16 protein-coding genes are annotated in these 18,440 nt (G+C 60.4%); 7 read left to right on the top strand and 9 right to left on the bottom strand.

Translation table 11 applies throughout. The features are described 5' to 3' along the window. The first annotated feature begins 68 nt into the window (after positions 1-68). Positions 69-299 carry a hypothetical protein gene (locus DBW_RS02095; RefSeq protein WP_066723554.1) on the top strand — a complete coding sequence of 77 codons (231 nt, stop codon included), beginning with the start codon at positions 69-71 and terminating at the stop codon, positions 297-299. Positions 300-533: 234 nt separating this feature from the next. Next, the gene (locus DBW_RS02090; RefSeq protein WP_066723552.1) at positions 534-1,688 is read left to right on the top strand and encodes a NapC/NirT family cytochrome c; all 1,155 of its coding nucleotides are present in this window, start codon (positions 534-536) and stop codon (positions 1,686-1,688) included. 81 nt (positions 1,689-1,769) lie between these two features. On the opposite strand, the gene DBW_RS18360 is transcribed toward DBW_RS02090, so the two are convergent. Both DBW_RS18360 and DBW_RS02085 read right to left on the bottom strand, forming a co-directional pair. Continuing rightward, entirely contained in the window at positions 1,770-1,925 is a 156-nt protein-coding gene (locus tag DBW_RS18360; RefSeq protein WP_157471708.1) for a hypothetical protein, read from the bottom strand. Between the two features lie 466 nt (positions 1,926-2,391). Continuing rightward, positions 2,392-4,200, bottom strand: coding sequence for a DUF2339 domain-containing protein (locus DBW_RS02085; protein ID WP_066723550.1), 1,809 nt, complete (start codon positions 4,198-4,200; stop codon positions 2,392-2,394). Between the two features lie 728 nt (positions 4,201-4,928). Between DBW_RS02085 and DBW_RS02080 the strand changes: the two genes are divergently transcribed. The 5 genes from DBW_RS02080 (at position 4,929) to DBW_RS02060 (ending at position 9,890) form a co-directional block, all read left to right on the top strand. Then, positions 4,929-5,399 carry a cytochrome c3 family protein gene (locus DBW_RS02080; protein ID WP_066723548.1) on the top strand — a complete coding sequence of 157 codons (471 nt, stop codon included), beginning with the start codon at positions 4,929-4,931 and terminating at the stop codon, positions 5,397-5,399. A gap of 3 nt (positions 5,400-5,402) precedes the next feature. Then, positions 5,403-6,176, top strand: a complete 774-nt coding sequence (locus DBW_RS02075) for a 4Fe-4S dicluster domain-containing protein (RefSeq protein ID WP_066723546.1) — start codon at positions 5,403-5,405, stop codon at positions 6,174-6,176. Between the two features lie 26 nt (positions 6,177-6,202). Next, positions 6,203-7,486 carry an NrfD/PsrC family molybdoenzyme membrane anchor subunit gene (gene nrfD / locus DBW_RS02070; RefSeq protein ID WP_066729631.1) on the top strand — a complete coding sequence of 428 codons (1,284 nt, stop codon included), beginning with the start codon at positions 6,203-6,205 and terminating at the stop codon, positions 7,484-7,486. A gap of 263 nt (positions 7,487-7,749) precedes the next feature. Beyond that, positions 7,750-9,204, top strand: a complete 1,455-nt coding sequence (locus DBW_RS02065; protein WP_066723539.1) for a NapC/NirT family cytochrome c — start codon at positions 7,750-7,752, stop codon at positions 9,202-9,204. A 338-nt stretch (positions 9,205-9,542) separates the two neighbouring features. Further along, on the top strand, positions 9,543-9,890 hold the full coding sequence (locus DBW_RS02060) for a YtxH domain-containing protein (protein WP_066723534.1): 348 nt from the start codon (positions 9,543-9,545) through the stop codon (positions 9,888-9,890). A 176-nt stretch (positions 9,891-10,066) separates the two neighbouring features. On the opposite strand, the gene DBW_RS02055 is transcribed toward DBW_RS02060, so the two are convergent. The 7 genes from DBW_RS02055 to DBW_RS02025 form a co-directional block, all read right to left on the bottom strand. Then, complete coding sequence (locus DBW_RS02055) at positions 10,067-12,538, bottom strand: mechanosensitive ion channel family protein (RefSeq protein WP_066723532.1); 2,472 nt, start codon at positions 12,536-12,538, stop codon at positions 10,067-10,069. Positions 12,539-12,620: 82 nt separating this feature from the next. Continuing rightward, the gene (locus DBW_RS02050; protein ID WP_066723524.1) at positions 12,621-13,367 is read right to left on the bottom strand and encodes an N-formylglutamate amidohydrolase; all 747 of its coding nucleotides are present in this window, start codon (positions 13,365-13,367) and stop codon (positions 12,621-12,623) included. Beyond that, entirely contained in the window at positions 13,360-14,589 is a 1,230-nt protein-coding gene (locus tag DBW_RS02045; protein WP_066723521.1) for a carboxylate-amine ligase, read from the bottom strand. Before DBW_RS02045 ends, DBW_RS02050 begins: the two co-directional genes overlap by 8 nt. Beyond that, a complete protein-coding gene (locus DBW_RS02040; RefSeq protein WP_066723509.1) occupies positions 14,586-16,064 on the bottom strand; it encodes a RimK family protein in 1,479 nt (492 codons plus the stop codon). The genes DBW_RS02045 and DBW_RS02040 overlap by 4 nt, the downstream gene beginning before the upstream one ends. Next, positions 16,042-16,800: a C39 family peptidase gene (locus DBW_RS02035; RefSeq protein WP_066723506.1), complete on the bottom strand. Its 759-nt coding sequence runs from the start codon at positions 16,798-16,800 to the stop codon at positions 16,042-16,044. The genes DBW_RS02040 and DBW_RS02035 overlap by 23 nt, the downstream gene beginning before the upstream one ends. Before the next feature lie 150 nt (positions 16,801-16,950). Next, a complete protein-coding gene (locus tag DBW_RS02030; protein ID WP_066723497.1) occupies positions 16,951-17,277 on the bottom strand; it encodes a DUF3024 domain-containing protein in 327 nt (108 codons plus the stop codon). Positions 17,278-17,296: 19 nt separating this feature from the next. Then, a complete protein-coding gene (locus tag DBW_RS02025; RefSeq protein WP_066723494.1) occupies positions 17,297-18,220 on the bottom strand; it encodes a PLP-dependent cysteine synthase family protein in 924 nt (307 codons plus the stop codon). Positions 18,221-18,440: the final 220 nt, after the last annotated feature.

The following is an 18,440-nucleotide window of genomic DNA, read 5'->3' as shown; positions in this document are numbered from 1 at the left end:
TTTTCCAACGGTGAATAATCCGGGGGAAGGGTCCGCCGCCCTTCCCCCGGAGAACTCAGGAGCCAACGATGAATCCCCATTCAGGTCTCGGTCTTGCCTATCTCTCCTTCGCCACCTACATTATTGGGGGTATTGCTACCTTCGGCGGCATTGCCCTCGCCCTCTTCGGCAAGGGGAGCGACCTCTTCGGCTGGGGTGATGGTCGCAGCATTGGCTACCTGTTGCTCTGCGTCGGCCTCTGTTTCAGCATCCTTGGCGTTTTGCTGATGCGCATCTTCAGAAATCGCCGGCTCATTTAGACGACGAAGATTCCCAAAAAGTGAAAAAGCCCCGCTGCCGGGAACTCGGCAGCGGGGCTTTTTCATTGGCAATTTTTGGTTAATATTTTATAACCTCCTGTTTTTAGGGCATTTTTTCGGCATTTTCCCTTGCCTTAATCCAGTTGCTGGTGTAATTTGGCGGCGTTTTGCAAACTTGGTGGAATCTTAACCATCCCACCGTGCCAAGAAAATTCTCCAAAAGAGGTAGCAATCATGTCGCGTTTCTTTGCCTGGTGTAAGCGCCATCTGCTTATCGTCACCCTGCTGGCGGTCGGTTTCTTCCTGGTCTTTGGATTTATTAATATCCAGATCCTGCACATGACCTCGGAGCCGGAATTCTGCGCCCTTTGCCATCCGGCCCAGGGTGTCGGTCCTCTCGCCGAAGTCGATTCCTGGGAGCACTCGGGGCATTCCGAAGCCGGGGTCTCCTGCCTGGACTGCCATGGTCGCCCCGGCGTTCTCGGCTACATGAAAGCCAAGCTTGGTGGTCTCAAGGACACCTATATGCAGCTGACCATTTCCAAGGAAGAGAAACTCTCCATTCTTTCCAACCCGAAAGCGGAGCTGGTACCACCGGAACACTGCCTCTTTTGCCACTCGGACGAGGGGAACAAGAGCTACCGCGAGAAATCGAAACTCCCCCTGCAGGTGGTTCACATGCGCCTGCTCGATACGGTTAAAAATCCCGAATTCCGCCTGCGCAAGGGGCTGCCCGACATCATGAACGACACCTTTGTCGGCGGGACCCACTTCGACCACTCATTCCATATTGAGTCCTTCGAGTTCGTTTGCCGGGATTGCCACTTCGGCGTCGTTCATAATCCGATGACCAAAACCGATCGCATGAACTTCTGCCTGATGTGCCATGCTGAGAACAAAGATTCTTCTGCGCCCCAATTGCAAGACTGCACTGTCTGCCATGAAGCCCAGTTCGACATGAACCGCGGCACCGGGGCGCTTGAAGTGGCCGGCGACGAAAGCATCATGCGCCAGGCCGGTGTCGGTTGTCTCGATTGTCATACCGGCGTGACACGCGGCACCTATCGTCCCTCCGGCGCTACCTGCCTCGGTTGTCATGACGATTCCTACGTCGAGGTCTTTAATATGTGGGAATCGGAAACCGGTGCCCTGCTGGAGGAGATCAAGGCCCAGCGGGTCGAGGTCGAGGAAGCGCTGAAGAAAGCCGACGAGGTTCATCGCAACACCACGGAGGCCTGGAAACGCTACGAAAAGGGGCTTTACAACCTGAAACTGGTGAAAAACGACGGGACCAGGGGCGTGCATAATGTCGACTATGCCCAGGCGGTCCTGAAATCTGTCGGCAAGGATTTCTCCGCGGTTTTGCAGGAACTCAACAAATCCTGGTAAGCCAACAGTTAAGACCCCGCGACAGAAAGAGGGAGCGCCCAGGTGGCGCTCCCTCTTTTGTTGTCTGCAGAGCGGACTGGCTTACATCATTTTGGCGCCCAGGTAGGCAAGGGCGGGCCAGGCGAGCAAAACGGCGCTGATCGCCGCGAAGACGCCAAGTACCGACAATACCGTGAGGACGTAGGCAGTGCTGGCAAGATTTTTTCCCTCTTTGCTGGTGAGTGCTTGGGCTTCCATTGAGTGCTTCCCTTTCGTTGCTTGGTATTTATCCATATCTATGGATTCAAGGATTTTGACGGACCATAACAGGGGGCCCAACGGCCCCCTGTTAGCAAAGGATATTAGAAAAGTTTGGACCCCAGGTAGGCAAGCGCCGGCCAGGCAATCAAAACCGCACTGATCGTTGCGAAAATACCGACGACACCAAGAAGGCCAAGGACATAACCGGTTTTCGCGACATCCATGAAACGAGATTCGGTAGTCATAAGTCACCTCTCTGCTGGGGTTGTGAGCTGTTCCGGCGGAGGCGCCCCCGAAACAACACTTGGCTGATTTTAATTATGTTTCTGTTATTTGCCTCTTTTAATACAGACAATAGCAGCACCCCGGCAGGCCTGTCAATATGAAAAAGGATTAAATATTAATTTTTTATTTAATCCCTCAAATTTTATATTTTTAATCCCCGTTGGCGCACCATGTTGTTTCAAGCTTCGGCCACCGTCTGACTCTCTGCGGTCGGCTCCTGCTCGCCACTTGCGGACTTTTGCCAGCGCCCAAGCACGATTGAATCCACCGCCGCCGCCAGGCCAAAGGAGAAGACACTGAGCACCAGGGGGACACCCTTGGCCCCCAGCAGGTCCCCAAAAAAGACTTTTGCCCCACCGACCAGGGTCACAAGAATCGCGACATTGCGTAATTCCCTGTTATCCCGCCATAGCGCCATTGCCATCAGGATAATCGCCGAGAGATTGATCAGCACACTCTGGTAGCAGCCAAAGGCCCCGGGGCCTTCGAGGTGAAAAACCCGCATGGCCTGATAGATGCCGACCCGCAAAGTGAAAAAGCCGCTGACAAGCGCCGCCAGCAATAACAGGATCGCGCTCCGGTCTTCCTTGTCAAAACGGGAAAAGACGAGGGACTCGGCCGCGGGAAGATGGGTCCGTACCCAGCGGAAATGCCAGAGTCCGATACAGGCCAGAGCGCCTGCCGCCAGGGCACTGAGTGCCGAAGGGGTGGCAACTTCGGTCCCCTGCAACTCCATGACCAGGGCACCACAGGCATAGAACTGGAGCAAATACGAGGTAACCCGCACCCCCCCGCTCTCCCAGCGCTGGGCGACCCAGGTCAGCCCCAGGGCAATAGCCGACAGGAGGGAAAGCGCCAGCAGCGGATGATCCAAAGCGAGGGGTAGCGCCATGGCGAGCAACACAACAGCCGCCAGGGAAAAGGCGTTCGTCCCCCGCGCCTTGTCGTCCCGGCGGGATCCCATCCAGTGAGCGATTCCCAGCAAGGCAAGGGCGAGGAGGGTGGCGACAATCCCCAGGACCTGAGGACTTCCATTACCGGCATTGACGACATAACGGCCGAGGACAAACAGCCAGCCGCAACTCAGTGTCGGCAGTGCCAGATCAAAGCGGGCCACCCGGTCCTGAGCTCGCCAGATGATTCCGACAATCGCAGTTCCGAGATAGAAGATGACAAAGATCGCCAACATCGGGAAAAAGCCGCTGAGGGCGAAGGGGAGATCGGAGTACTCCTGGCGGCCAAGAAAAATCCCCAGTTTGAAGCTCCATATCTGCAGGACCAGCAGGGTGAGAAGCAGGAGAATCCAGCGCAGCCAGGAGCATCGCTGCAGGCGGGTGGCGTAAACTCCGAAAAGATTCGCGGCCAGCAACAGGATCGCAAGATAGGGGAAGACCGGGTTCGGGTAATCGATGGCGAGACCGGCGATACTCATGCCTAAAGTACCGGCGAAGACCGGCGCGGCGACCCGGTTCAGGTAGCTGATCAGGGCCGCGGCGGCACCAACGATGGCGAGTATAATATAGGCCGGAACTGTGGGTAGGGCGTCGAAATGGGCGTGGGTTTCGGCAACGACACTGAACATCAGCAGGGTACCCGCTACCGCGAAAACCGGGGCGAGGGGGCTAGCCTGGCGATACTTGAAGGCGCCCCAGGCGATCAAGCCGCCGGCATAGACCATACCGAGCAGCGATCCGATCTGGGGATCGAGCAGCTGGTTGTCCGTCACGGTGCGCAGTGCCAGGGCGACCACCAGCAGGAAGCAGAGCGACGAAATCCGCGGTAACAGTGCGGTCCGCCCCACCCAGGAAAGGATCTCTTCCGAAGCATCCCCGGAATCGGCGGCAGCCACCTGGCGAGCAGCCTTGATCTTTCCAACCCCGCCACTTTCATATCTGGCGTCCAGCTCGGCAAGCCTGGAATTCAGCTCCCCTACCTGCGTTTCCAGCCAGACGACCCTCTCTTCCAGCGATTGTCGTTTCTCCGCCATTGCTGCAGCCTCCCTGCTTCGGACCCGGTTCCTAGATCACTCCTGCCTCCCGAATGGCACATTCGCTCCGACCCTGCCTGCACGAAGAAAAAGATTCCTGATTAGGTCCGATTCTCAGCTTGATGCGGATCGCCCCTACAAGAGCCCAAGCCGTAGCGATGAATTGAACAATGGGGCCCCTACATATTGGATGCCCAAGGTGCTCTCGCCCCTCAGCTGAGAATTAGGGCTAATCAGGAAAAGATTTGCTAGACTAAGCGGGCGAGAGAACGTGTACTAAATTTTTCATCATTATTCAGAGTTAATTTCTTTTTGTTTGCATAATATAACACTTTTTTATTATTTTTCATAGCAAGATTATTTTTGTCACCTGCATCGATCCGGTTCTGGTTTGGACAAAGAACATATGGACCCCTTCACTGGTCTACAACTAGACTGTTCATGGCGGCAGTTCAACAAGAAAGCAAATCTTAATCAAAAGTTGGGTTCAATTCCCCGCAGCTTGCTGCGCGATTTTTACTAAGGGTGTAGGCTGTTGATACCCCGTAGCTTGCTGCGGGGTAGTTCATTTTACGATAATATATTGCATAAATTGACTTTTTCTCATTGCTCCCGACTGATGCCAGGGCCGCAGGTCGCCCCTGTCCATAATTGACATTTCGGCAACAGCAATAATAATTGGCCAAAGAAACGTTGTTTTTATTTCATCTGATCGAAAGGGGTCCGCGGTGAAAAATCACGTCTGGAGGCCACTCTATGTGGTCATCGCCCTGGTCGTTGCCATCCTGTTGTTCCGGGCAATCTATGTACCCAAGGATTTTGGTGTTCAGGAAAGGGGCTATACCTTCGGCTTCCACCGCCTGGGGAACGAGCAGGAGTGGAAAGCCTTTCCGGCCAAGTACAAGGAGAGCAATTACTGCAATGAGTGCCACGAAGACAAGGTCGGCAGCCTGAGCGCCTCCCAACACGCCATGATCCCCTGTGAGAACTGCCACGGCCCGGCCCTGAACCACCCGGAGGACCCGGAGAAGCTGGCAATCGACCGCAGCCGTGACCTCTGTATTCGCTGCCACTCCGCGCTCGTCATGCCCTCGAGCGGACGCAACAACATCCCGGGCATCGATCCTGCCACCCACAACGCCGAGATGGGGTGCAGTGAATGCCACAATCCGCACAACCCGAGCCTGGAGGAGATGTAAGCCATGAAACGACGGGACTTTTTAAAGAGCACGGCCGTTTTTGTTTCCGGCGCCGCCCTCTCCCTCTCGGCCCTGGATATCCTGGAACCCGGCGAGGTCCTCGCCGCCAACCCCGAACTTCGCTGGGGTTTCCTGGTCGATACCTACAAATGCGTCGGCTGCGGATTTTGCGTCAAGGCCTGCAAGCTTGAAAACGAGATTCCGCTGGAAGCCAACGTCACCCGCACCTGGGTCGAGCGCTACATCATGACCAAGGACGGCCAGGTCTTGATGGATACCCCCAAGGGCGCTCTCAATGGCTTCACCACCAAACTGATCGATCAGAACGCCGACGGCATGAAAAAGGTTGCCGATGAGGAGATCGCCCAGGCGTTTTTCGTCCCCAAGCTCTGCAACCACTGCACCGTCCCGGCCTGCGTTCAGGTCTGCCCGGTCGGCGCCACCTACCAGACCGCCGACGGCGCCGTTCTGGTCGACCGCACCTGGTGCATCGGCTGTGGCTACTGCATCATGGGCTGCCCCTACGGCGTCCGCTTTTTCCACCCGGTGGAACATGTCGCCGACAAGTGCACCTTCTGCTACCACCGCATCTCCAACGGCGGGAATACGGCCTGCGCCCAGGCCTGCCCCTTTGGCGCCCGCCGCATCGGCAACCTGAGAGATCCCCGCGACCCCGTCGCCAGGGCGGTGCTGCATCAGCGCGTCGGCATCCTGCGCGATGAATACGGGACCAAACCGAATGTCTACTACATTGGCCTGAACGAGGAGGTGCGCTGATCATGGTCGAACATGTTGCCCAAATGGTGGTTCACGGCGAAGCCTGGACAATCAAGGACCTCTTCGTCCTCCCCAACGAATATGTCTACTGGTCGATCCAGATTGTCATGTATCCCTACATGACCGGCCTGGTCGCCGGCGCCTTCGTCCTCTCTTCCCTCTATCATGTCTTCGGAGTCGAAAAGCTGAAGAATATCGCTCGCTTTGCCCTGGTCTTCTCCTTCGCTCTGCTGCCGGTGGCGATGATGCCGCTGCTGCTCCACCTGCAACAACCCTTCCGCGGCATTCACGTCCTGATGACACCCCACTTCACCTCGGCGATCTCCGCCTTCGGCATCGTCTTCATGACCTATGCCTGTATCGTCGCCGCCGAAATCTGGTTCGTCTATCGCAGGTTCATCGTCGAGACCCTGCTGCGCCTGGAGCAGAAGAGTTCCCGCAGCGCTGGCGAAAGCATCCTTTTGTTGATCTACAAACTCCTCAGCCTCGGCGTCCGCGACATCGGCGCAGAAGCCCTGGAAGCCGACCACAAGGCGGTCAAGCTCCTGGCCGGGGTCGGTATCCCCGTCGCCTGTTTTCTGCACGGCTACGCCGGCTTCATCTTCGGCTCGGTCAAGGCCAACGCCCTCTGGATGACACCGCTGATGCCGGTGATCTTTATCTGCTCGGCCGTCGTTTCCGGTATTGCCCTCTGCATCGTCAGCTACTATGTCTTCATGGAAATCCGCAAGTGGGCCGCCCGCCGCGGCAAGAACTATCTGCTGCCCGACGCCATCGCCCACGGCAGCGCCGCGGTCGATTACCACCACCTGCGCAGCGTCCAGGACCACGAGGTGAAGATGACCTCCAAGTACCTGTTGATCTTCATGACCCTGGCCCTCACCCTGGAAATGCTCGACATGATCTTTCGCGGCTATACCGCCGTCAAGTCCTGGGACGCCCTGCGCATGGTCATCTACGAGCATGATTTCGTGAAAATCTTCATCCTGCAGTATGGTATCGGCAACCTGCTCCCCTTTATCATGCTGCTGATTCCCGGGATCACGGTGCGCCGTGCAGCGGCGGCTTCTCTGCTGGTCCTGTTCGGGGTCTTGATGATGCGCTGGAACGTCGTCATCGGCGGCCAGGCCTTCTCCCTGACCTTTGCCGGCTACATGCATTACCACCTGCCGATCATTCCCCACGACATGGAGACCTTCAAGGAGGGACTCGCCGGAGCCCTGACGGTCATAGCCACCCCCTTTGTTATCTTCTACTTCCTCAACATGATTCTGCCGGCGTTCATGGAGGAGAACTCCCCCAGTCACTGATTCCCCGCAGAATGCTCTAGCTCAAAAGCAGCGGCCGCCCCCCGGGCGGCCGCTGCTTTTCATGGGGCCGGATTAATTTGTCGGCAAAAAGCCCGATTTCTGCTGGTGTCACAGCCGGATATGCGATATGGATATTGACAAGCCGGGGTAATTAATGCTACCTAATTACCCTTCCCGGCCCAGAGCGCCCGGTTCCCCGCATCTCCCGACTGCGGCAAATATATCTGTCGCAACCATGCCATTTTTCCCGACAAGGACCCGACATGAAACGGATCACCGACATTCTCACCGCTTTCGCCCGCGGGATCGCACGCAGCCGCGTTTCCCTCATCGGTGCGATGATCGTCACCGTTATCTTCCCCTTTCTGCTCGGCGCCCTGCTCTACGACGTCATCTGGCACATTCGCAATACCTACTTTGCCGCCCTGGTCTACATGGTCCTCGGCCCGACATTTATTGTCGGCCTGGTCATGGTCTTTCTCGGCCTCTTCTTCTTCAAGGGGAAGGAAGAAGTCCGGCTTTTCACCATGGATTACCTGCGGGACTACTTCACCGATCCGACCAAGTTCAGCCGGATGCGGAAGCTGGTCTTCTTTGCCGTCTTTCTGACCTGCGTCAATCTCTTCATCTTCGGCTTGCTCGGTTACCGGGGCTACCACTACCTGGAATCGGTCGGTTTCTGCGGCCAGTTCTGCCATGAGGTAATGAATCCGGAGTTCACGGCCTACACCAACTCCGCCCACTCCCGGGTCCCCTGCGTTGAATGCCACATCGGTTCCGGCGCCACCTGGTTCGTAAAATCGAAGATCTCCGGTGCCCGCCAGCTCTTTGCGGTCGCCCTCGACACCTTTCCCCGCCCCATCGAGGTCCCAGTCCACGGCCTGCGCCCGGCCCGCGACACCTGTGAAGAATGCCATCGTCCGGAAAAATTCCATGGCGACAAGCTGGCCGTCAAGGACGACTTCAAACCGGACGAACAGAATTCCCACGTCCAGTCGGTGCTGTTGATGAAGATCGGGACGGCCGGGGACCGGGCGGTCAGCTCCCACGGCATCCACTGGCATGTCGCCCCGGAAAACCGCATCACCTACCGGGCCAGCAGCTGGGACCGGATGGAAATCCCGGAAGTGACCCTCCACAAGGCAGACGGCACCACCACCATTTTCCGCACGGCTGACGCCGAAGAAAAACTCAAGTCGGTCGGCGAGGAGGTCGGCGTCCGGGAAATGGACTGCATCGACTGCCATAACCGGCCGACCCATGTCTACCTGCCGGCCAAGGTCGCCATCAACAACAAGATCCTCTCGGGCGACATTCCCGTCGATCTCCCCTTCATAAAACGCCAGGCCATGGAGGTTGTCCAGCAGCAATACGCCACCCAGGCCGAGGCCCGCACCGCTATCGCCAGTGCCCTCAACACCTGGTATCAGAAGAACTATCCGGCCCTGGTCAAGGAGGCACCGGCCAAGCTGGAGAAGGCGATTGCCGGGGTGCAGGCGGCCTACGCGCAGAATGTTTTTCCGGAAATGAATGTCCAATGGGGCACCTACACCAGCCACATCGGACATAACGAGGACCTCGGCTGTTTCCGCTGCCACGATGAGGAGCATGTCGCCGAATCGGGAGAGACCATCTCCATGGATTGCGATACCTGCCACTCCATCCTCGCCGAAGAGGAAGCTAATCCCGCCATCCTCAAGGAGTTGCGCGGCCAGTAATGCTCCCCCGAAACTTGCGACAAGAAAAGCCCGGTTCCTGGAACCGGGCTTTTCTTATGGGCGCAAACGGCAACCTCCCGCATGGTTAGCGGGAGGGCCATTGCTTCAACCGGGCTTTTGCGGCCGGCTGGCTCGCTCTGCGGGGCAGAGCGATCATACCCCCGGAGGGGGTCAGGTTTGCCTAAGTTTCGATGTGGTCTGCTATGATCCCGATCCTCCTTTCTCTTTGCTTTCAGTCTAGCGCCTCTCCTGATAAATGCAAGGGCACTCCGGCATCTTGCAGCGCCGCCGTTTTGTGTTAAAGGAAGAGGAAGACTTGACCTTATCGGAGGCACACCATGAATGGAAACCAGAAAGCGAGTACCGTCGGGGCAATCATGCTGATCGCCGGTGGACTGATCGGCGCCGGGATCGGCATCCTCTTTGCGCCGCAATCCGGCAAGAGAACCCGCCGCCAGATTAGCCGTTACAGCAAGAAGGTAAAAAACGAAACCGAAGCCCTGATCCGGGATTCGGCCGAGGCCGTCCGCGAGACGGTTGATACTCTCGCTGACCGCACCAGCGACCTGGTTGAAAAGGGGGGCGAGGTCGCCGAAGAATGGCGCGAGCACCTCATGGACGCCCTTGAAGAGGGGCAGAAGAGTATTGATCGCCAGCGCCGGAGACTCACCAACATCTGGAAATAGGCGGCAACTTGGCCCAGTACCCTGTAACTCATAGGATTTCGGAAGATTGCGCAGGGATTTTTCGTGTCAGCAAGGCATGGTGTTCGCTGCCTAGCCATAGCTAAACAGCGAACACCAAAACGCAGCTGACGCGAAAAATAACCAGCAAGATACGAAAGATTATGGGTTACTGGGGACTAGCCCGGCTCCTTGCTCTGGTCTTCTGCCGGCATTGCCTGATTTCGCGCCCCCCTTCCCGGGGCCACGCGATCGAGCAGGGAGTTGTCCAGGGACCGCAGGTGCAGGTCCCGCTGTGGGAAGGGGATTTCCACGCCCTCTTCCCGGAAGAGGCGGTCGACCTCCTGGCCCAGTTCGCTGCGCACCACCTGGCGGCGCGATATATCGGCGATCCAGACCCGCAATTCAAAATCGATGGAACTGTTGCCGAAGGCGGTGAAAATCGCCGAAGGGGCAGGCTCTTTCACCACCGCTTCATGCCCCTCCGCGGCCGCCAGCAGCAGCCCCAGCACCTTGGCCAGGTCGCTCCCATAAGCAACCCCCACCGGCAGGACCACCCGGGCCATCTTGGTAGAAAGGGTCCAGTTGGTCACCTTCTGGGAAACCAGGTCTGAATTGGGAACGATGATCTCCGACTGGTCAATGGTTTCCACAATTGTCGAGCGCAGGCCGATTTTGCGCACGGTCCCCCACTCGTTTTCGATCACCACCATGTCCCCGACCTTGATCGGGCGCTCAAAGAGGAGAATGATGCCGCTGACGAAATTGTTGACGATATTCTGCAGGCCGAATCCGATGCCGATACCGAAGGCCCCGGCCAGGACGGCAAAGTTTTTCAGTTCAATACCGGCCAGGCTGAGGGCGAGCAGAAAGCCGACAAAGACCAGGCTGTAATGGAGCAGTTTTTTGATCGAATCCCGAACGCCGCGATCCATCCCCTTGCGGGGAAAGACCTCCCACTCGAGCAGGGCACGCAGGACCCAGGAGAGCACGATCGAAAGGTAGATAACCAGGGCGGCGAGCAGGACCATCTGTACAGAGATAAAGGTCTCGCCCCAGGGGAACCCTAACTCCAGCAACCGTGCCCAGGCCTGGGCAACGGAATCGACAAGACCCCAGACCACGCACAGGTAAAAACCGGCATAGCCGACCACGAACACGTCAAAAAGGCTCTTCAATCGCCTGGCGAGCTCGTCTCCGGAGCGGCGAACGAAACGGCTCCGCTGCAAAAGCGGCCGGCTGAACAGGTATTCAACCCCGCCCCGGACCAGACGAATGGCCATCGCCGCCACCAACCAGAGAAAGACCGTCTCCAGGGAGGACTCAAAGAGTCGTGACGCCAACACCGAGTAGCCCCCTGCCTGGGCGGCAAAGGCCGTTAAAAAGAGGAGGCTCAGGACCTGCAGGAAAAGAACAAAGAGATCGCTTCGCCCTCCCTTTGCCTGCCGGTTGCGCCGCGCCACCTGCAATAACAGCGGGACGCTCAGCAGCGTAACGACGGCAAGATAGAGCCGGTAGAGGGGCTGCGGGAGCGACAGGGTTTGCAGCAACAGGGAGACCAGGAAGAGTGCCGCCAGGAAGAAAACGGTGAAAATCTTGCGGCGGTTTTCCAGCAGGCCGGTAATCAGGATCGATGCTGAGCCAACGACCAGGAACCAGAGGGAAACCCGCCACCAGGCCGAAGGGGTGGGGTAGAGGAAACTCAGTGCGGAGATCGCGGCGAAGAGTCCGGTGGCCCAGGGATGCTTGAGAATGAAATGCCACTCCGCCGCAACCTCCGGGGTATGGCGCTGCCGGCGGATGAAAAGCCCGAGGACAAGAGCGACTCCGGCCTGCAGCAGCAGCAACCACCCCTGGTCGCGGAAATAGCCCGCTGAAATCCCCTGGCTCTCCTGAACACCTTCTACGACCCGGGCCCGGAGGGTGTCCTTAAATTGCCGGTAAAAGGCGGGATTGAAAAAGGAGGGGGCGGTGCGGGTGAAGGTCTTGCGCCGCATGGCGTCAAGGCTCGCCTCGATCCGGTTCAAATCGTTGAGGTTTTTTTCCTGCAGGGTGGTGACGCTGGTTTGCAGCTCGATCAGACGGGAAAAGGCCTGGTTGGTCTTTTCCAGAACCGTGGTGATCGTCTCCCCTGCCTTGGCAAAGGCATCCCGGGGCAGTGGCAATTTCTGCTCCCGGACCTGTTTCTCCCAATCCTGCCAGAATGTCTTATTCTCTTCCCAGGCCGTTCGCAACCGGTCGAGTTCGGCCAGCGGTTGCGAAATCATATCGACCAGCCCCTTGAGGGCATTTCGCTGTTCAACCAGGCGACCACGGATATCGAGGAGCCGCTCGATACTCCAGCCGGCGGGATCACCGAGGGTGGCCAGGCGTTTTTGCAGCGCCTCCTGGCGTCCCCGTTCCTGCTCCAATAAGGCAGTAACAGCGCGATGATCCTGGAGGGTGTCGACCCGGGACAGTGCGGTCCCCGCCTCTTCAGTGAGACTGGAAAGACGTGGCACCACCTCGGCGACACCCAATGGCGGTGTTTTTTCCTGGGGCGGGGAGACGGCGACCGCTTCCTGCTCCGACTCCTGGGCATGGGCGGCAAGATCCACGGCCGGCGCCAGCAGTAAAAGGATGAACGCAATGATCAAACGTTCTGCCCACATGACCCGTTTTCTCCCATCGGTTCTTCTCTAAGTCTGCCCCGATCCCCGGGCCTGTCAATGAATACCGGGGGCGGGAAGGGGCTCAGGGATGCCGTTCCTCATCGTACCAGTTCTGGAGGACCGGCCGATCGAGCAGCATATCCAGGCTGCGGAGGAGGTCGTCCTGCAACTGCTGCCAGCCTTCGCCGCCGGTCAGCGGCCAGCGCTGGTTGATTTCGAGCTCAATTCCAAGGTAGGGGTCCTGATGCCGCTTGCGCCGTCGCAACCAGGTCACCAGACTGTCGGCGGCCCCCCGGTAAGGGTAATTGCGGCGCACCCGCCAGGACCGGCCGCTTTCCCGAAGCAGTTGCTGCCAGCGCCGACAGAGCCGGTTCTCCGCCGGCACCCCCGGATCGTAGAGCAGGCCGACATCGGCATTGCGTTCGACGCCGCGAAAATGCGGGGTAAAGGAATGCAGGGAAAGATGAAGGACCGCACTCCCCCCGGACAGGGCCTGGTCGACCTGGCGAACCACCGCCTGCCGATACGGATGGTAGTAGCGTTCCAGCAGCGAACGCCGCGCGGCCGCCGGCAGGGCGCGGGAGAACTCGGAGAAGAGGGTTTGGCTGTGCGGACTGCGATTGGCATCGACCAGCAGTCGGGTGACCCGGCAGGCATTCAGGAAAACCCCGCGCTGGGCCGCCAGCCGTTCGGCAAAGGGGAAAATCCCGATGTCGTAGCCGCGGTGGGTCTCCAGCAGCGCCTCGTGCCCGAGAAAAGCCCCCTCCCAGGGCCCCGGGACCTGGTTGCCGGCATGCTCACAGCTCAGGACCAGGCGCATGTCAGCCATCAAAGAGCCTTCCTTCCGCGAGGCAGGCACCCAGCTCCCGGTAGCAGTCGACCACAAGCGGCGCCGTCGGGGCAGGACCGAGCCGCTGCACCAGGCGCCGGGCCAGGGTTCCGGACCGGAGAATCAGTTCCAGGGCTTCCTGCTGGGGCGCTGCCAGCAGTCCGCCGCAGCGTTCGGCCAGGCGGCGCCAGAGCTGGCCGGCACGGCATGGCGCCTCCGGCACCCCGAGGGCCTCCAGATAGCGCCGGTCCTCGATGAGGGCCGCCTCGCCATCCCGGATCGTGGCGAGCAGGATCGGCTCCAGTTCGGCGACGGACCAGAGCTGCTGCTCGGCGTAACTCAGCCACTCCTCGCCGACCAGGGCGCGCAGCAGGGCGACCAGCAAGGAGACGATCGCCAGGTCGGCAGCCGGACACTCCTGAACATCGAGCAAACGGATTTCAATAGTGTTCCGTTCAAAGCGGGCGATGGCGCCGCGGGAGTTGAGCCACTCGTGCTGCAGGACCGCTTCGGGGTCCCGGGCCGCGATCTCCCGGTACATCGTCTCCAGCACCTCCTCCCGGTAGGCACGGGGGGAGAAGACCGGCTCGGGGATAACCCGGCCGGTAACGGACGGCACCAGCCGCTGGTTGAGGCGATAGACCTCGAGCCGGTTGTCGAGCAGCCCGGTCGATCGGCCATCGAGCAGGGGTGAACTCGCTGCCAGCGCCGGCAGGATCGGCAGCACCAGGCGAATGGCGGCATGGAGGCGGCCGAACTCCTCGTCGCTGGCAAAGGGGAGGTTGAGGTGGACACTCTGCAGGTTGGCCCAACCATGGCCGCGGCAACCGAAAATCCGGTCGTAGGCCTGATAAATCGGGCTGTTGTCGTGAGGCCAGAGCAGGGTTTCCCGCAGCGGGTCCATCGACGGGTGCATCCCCCCGGGAAGGAGCATGCCGCCGAGAGGACCAAGGTGGCGGTTGATCTTGCCGACATGCTCCTGGAAGGTGCTGGCGAGCCCCTCCAGCCGCGCGGCCGGCCCGTTGGTCTTCAGCTCGATGACATGCAGCACCAGCTCGTTAGACCAGGCCAGCGCCCCGACCTCCACCTCGTCGGTCAGCTCCCCCGCCTGCGCGGTCAGCACCTGGTCAGCCACCGGCAGCACCGTCAGCCGCTCCCGGTCGACAATCATGTACTCGATCTCGACGCCGAATCCTTCAAAGAGATGCAGGGGGCGTTTCATGCCGGCACCCGTTCCTTGCGCTGCTCGACCCGCCGCAACATCACCCGCATGATCCGCAGATAGAGATCCTCCTTCAGGACCTGGTCCTCGACGCCGGCGTCGAGGTTCGGATTGTCGTTGACCTCGATGACGTAGACCTGGTCGCCGACCTGCTTGAGATCGACCCCGTAGAGACCGTCCCCGATCAGGTTGGCCGCCTTCAGCGCCGTGCGCAGCACCGGGGTCGGCAGATGCTCGACCGGGATGGTATCGAAGCGCCCCTCGTCGACCAGCTTGCCGCCAACGTCATGCTTGAGGATCTGCCAGTGGCTCTTCGCCATGTAGTAGCGGCAGGCGTAAAGGGGCTGGCGGTCGAAGATGCCGACGCGCCAGTCGTAGGCGGTGGGGAGAAACTCCTGGGCGATGATCAGCTCCGACTTTTCCAGCAGGCGGCCGATCGCCTCTTTGCAGGCCGCCTCGCTCTCGACCTTGATCACCCCGCGGGAAAAAGAGGAGTCGGGCTGCTTAAGGATGCAGGGGAGGCCGAGAGTCTCGCTGACCTGGGCGCGGTTGCCGCGATGAACGATCATGGTGCGCGGCGTCGGCACCTTGTTGCGCTCCAGCAGTTCGGCGAGAAAGACCTTGTTGGTGCACTTGAGAATCGACTCGGGATCGTCGATGACCACCAGCCCCTCGGCCGCCGCCCGCCGGGCAAAGCGGTAGGTGTGGTGGTTGACGCTGGTCGTCTCGCGGATGAAGAGGGCGTCGAATTCGCCGAGGCGACCGACGTCATCCTTGCCGATCAGCTCGGGAGTGAATCCGATCCGGGTCGCGGCGCGTAGAAACCTTTGCAGCGCCCGGCGGTCGGAGGGAGGGTCGGCCTCTCCCGGAGCCACCAGGATCGCGAGGTCGTAGCGGCTGCGCCCCTGGCTTCCTCCTCGCGGCCGGCGCCCGCGGAAATAGTCGCCGGCGACCGCGACCACGAATTCGCGATGCTCGTCGGGTATCTCGGCCGCCGCCACCGGCGTCAGTCCCTGCAGCAACCAGCGTTCGCTCTTGCTGCTGTAGGCAAAGGAACAACGAAGGAAGGGGGCCGGAAACTGCTTGAAGAGCCGCTGGCTGAGAGGATCATAGTGCTTGGCGAGGTTGCGACCGAAGTAGACCGAGAGGAGATATTCCCTGGACTGCAGGTGGCCGAGGCTCTTCTGGATCAGGGCGTCAAGGTCCTCGGCGGCGACCTTGACGATTGCCTGGGATTTCAGATCCTGGATGGTGGTGATGCCGGGGAGCGGCTTGTGGCCGCGGGCGGTGGCGAGGAGCGAAACGTAGTAGCCGATGCTCTGGTAGCGGTAGGAGCGGCAGAGGTTGAAGACCTTGACATGGCGTAGCGCGTTGAAGCGCGTCTCAGTCAGGTAGGCGCGGGCCGGTACCAGCTCGGCGCCGGGGATGGTCAGCGGCCAGTCGGCCGGGTCGTCAACGACGATGAGAGTCGGCATCACTTCTTCCCTTCGGGCCTGGCGGCCGGATGATCAACAGGTTGGCGTCATAGGTCAGCACCCCGAGCAGGATAGCGCAGATGACCCGGTCGATGCTCACTTCGTAACGCTGACCGGCCCCCACCGGGTTGCTCGCCAGGGGGTCGGCGATCAGCACTGTGCGCTGCTGACGGTCATAACCGCGCAGTACGACAAAGTGTCCCGATGGCTCACCACGAATGTCGTCGTAATCGGCGTTGGGGCCGAACTCCCGCGGGCTGTGGTAGAGGTAGGTCGCCGACAGGCCGGAAATGACCGGGGCGCCCCGGTTGAGAAACTTGCGGATCAGGCCGGTGGTCAGGTCTTCGAAGCGAAGTTCACCGCCGAGGGCAAGGAAGTCGAGGTAGGCCCGACTCGCAGCGTGCAGCCGGGGGTCGTCCTTGACCGCCATCTGCGCCCGCAGCTTGGCTGGCAGCTCGGCGGGCGGGCCGGTGAGCCAGGTCGGATCGAAGAGCTGCAGCTTGTAGGTATAGATGGTCGCCCGGTAACCGCGGCGCAGGGCGTGGCAGGCGAGCAGTACCGCCAGGGTCCCACCCCCTTCGAGCATCGGCACCTCGGCAATGACCTGCTGCAGCGGGAGAGAATCGCCGTAGTAGTTGTAGAGAGCGTGCAGGCAGGTCGGCCCGCAGGTGATCTCATCGGGCTGGGGGAGGATTTCGAAGGGGAGCTGGGCGCGCTCCGGCAGGTTCGCTTCCATTGGCATCGTCGCGGCAAGGGGATTGGCGGGCCACAGCAAAACTCTAGCAGTTCCCGGGGACGATGCAATGAGCGGACGCGGGGATCAGGGAGCGCGGCGGCAGTATTTGGCAGGAGCGGTGAGGATTGGAGCGGGGGGCAGGAAAGCAGGTCAGTCGGGCCAGAAGAAGTTGAAGGGATCACTGTCGACCACGGCCAGCAGCTTGCCGAACTCCAGGGTCGGCCCCGCGTTGAGATAAAAACACCAGCGCCCGGCGTCATCACGGTAGTGCAGGGTCCACTGGCCGAGCTCGGCGACGAAGCGGAAGCGCACCAGGGGGAGGGTCGCCGCCGGGCGCGTCAGGAACAACAGCAGACTCTCCTCCTCCGCTGACCAGGCGAGCCGCCCGTCGGCGATCCGGCCGGCAGCGTTCTGGCGCTCGACGAAGGCGGCCAGCGCTTTTTCGGCGGTGCGACGCACCAATTGCGGGACGGCCATCGGCTTCACCACGATAAGGTCAGGGGGGACAGCAGGCGCAGACCGAGCGGAACAGGGTGGTACTCAGGTAGCGGTCGCCGCGGTCCGGCAGGAGGGTGACGATCGTCCCCTGCTCCAGCTCGCTCGCCAGCCGCAGCGCCCCGGCCACCGCGGCGCCGCTCGACATGCCGGCGAAAATCCCCTCGCGGAACGCCAGCTGCCGGGCGGTCTCAAAGGCTTCCTCGTCCTCGACGGTCAGCTTGGCGTCGAGGGCCTGTTCCTGATAAATCTCCGGCACGATCGCCTCGCGCATATTCTTCAACCCCTGGACCTTGTGGCCGAGGCGCGGCTCGACGCCGACGATGCGCACGCCCGGCCTGGCTTCGCGCAGGTAACGGCCGACCCCCATCAGGGTCCCCGAGGTTCCCATCCCGGCGACGAAGATATCGACCGCGCCATCGCTCTGGCGGAAAATTTCCGGCCCGGTCGTCTCATAGTGGGCCTGGACGTTGGCGCTGTTGGCATACTGGTTGGGCATGTAGTAGCGGTCGGGATCTTCGGCCAGGATCTGGTGCGCCAGGCGGATCGCGCCGTCGGTTGCCTCCTCGGCCGGCGAGAGGACCAGCTCGGCGCCGTAGGCTTCGAGGACGCTGCGCCGCTCGACGCTGACACAGGCCGGCATCACCAGCTTGACCCGGTAACCGCGGGCGGCGCCGATCATCGCCAGCGCGATACCGGTATTGCCCGAGGTCGGTTCGAGAATGGTCTGGCCGCGATCGAGCAGCCCGGACGCCTCCGCGGTTTTGATCATGAACCAGGCCGGACGGTCCTTGACCGAGCCGCCGGGGTTGTTCCCTTCGAGTTTGGCAAGAATCCTCACCCCGGGCCGGGACTGCAGCCGGGTCAATTCCACCAGGGGAGTGTTGCCAATCGCTGCCCCCAGATTCAATCCTGCGCTATTCATCGCTGCTACCTTAGCCAACCGGAGAGATGCCATCCGTGCCGATGCACGCTGCGGCCGCCCGGGCATCAGCTGCCGGACGGCCGCAGCCATCTTAAACCCTCGGCGTGGCGCAAGGCAACGCCAATTTCCCCACGCCAATTTCCCCAGTCCCCGACGCATCCTGTTGACAAGCCGGCCGTTTATGGGTAATTATTGATTTTCAATTAACTATGGCTAATCG

It is taken from the genome of Desulfuromonas sp. DDH964, from assembly GCF_001611275.1.
Lineage (GTDB): Bacteria > Desulfobacterota > Desulfuromonadia > Desulfuromonadales > DDH964 > DDH964.
This window is presented reverse-complemented; position numbering and strand designations above follow the sequence as displayed.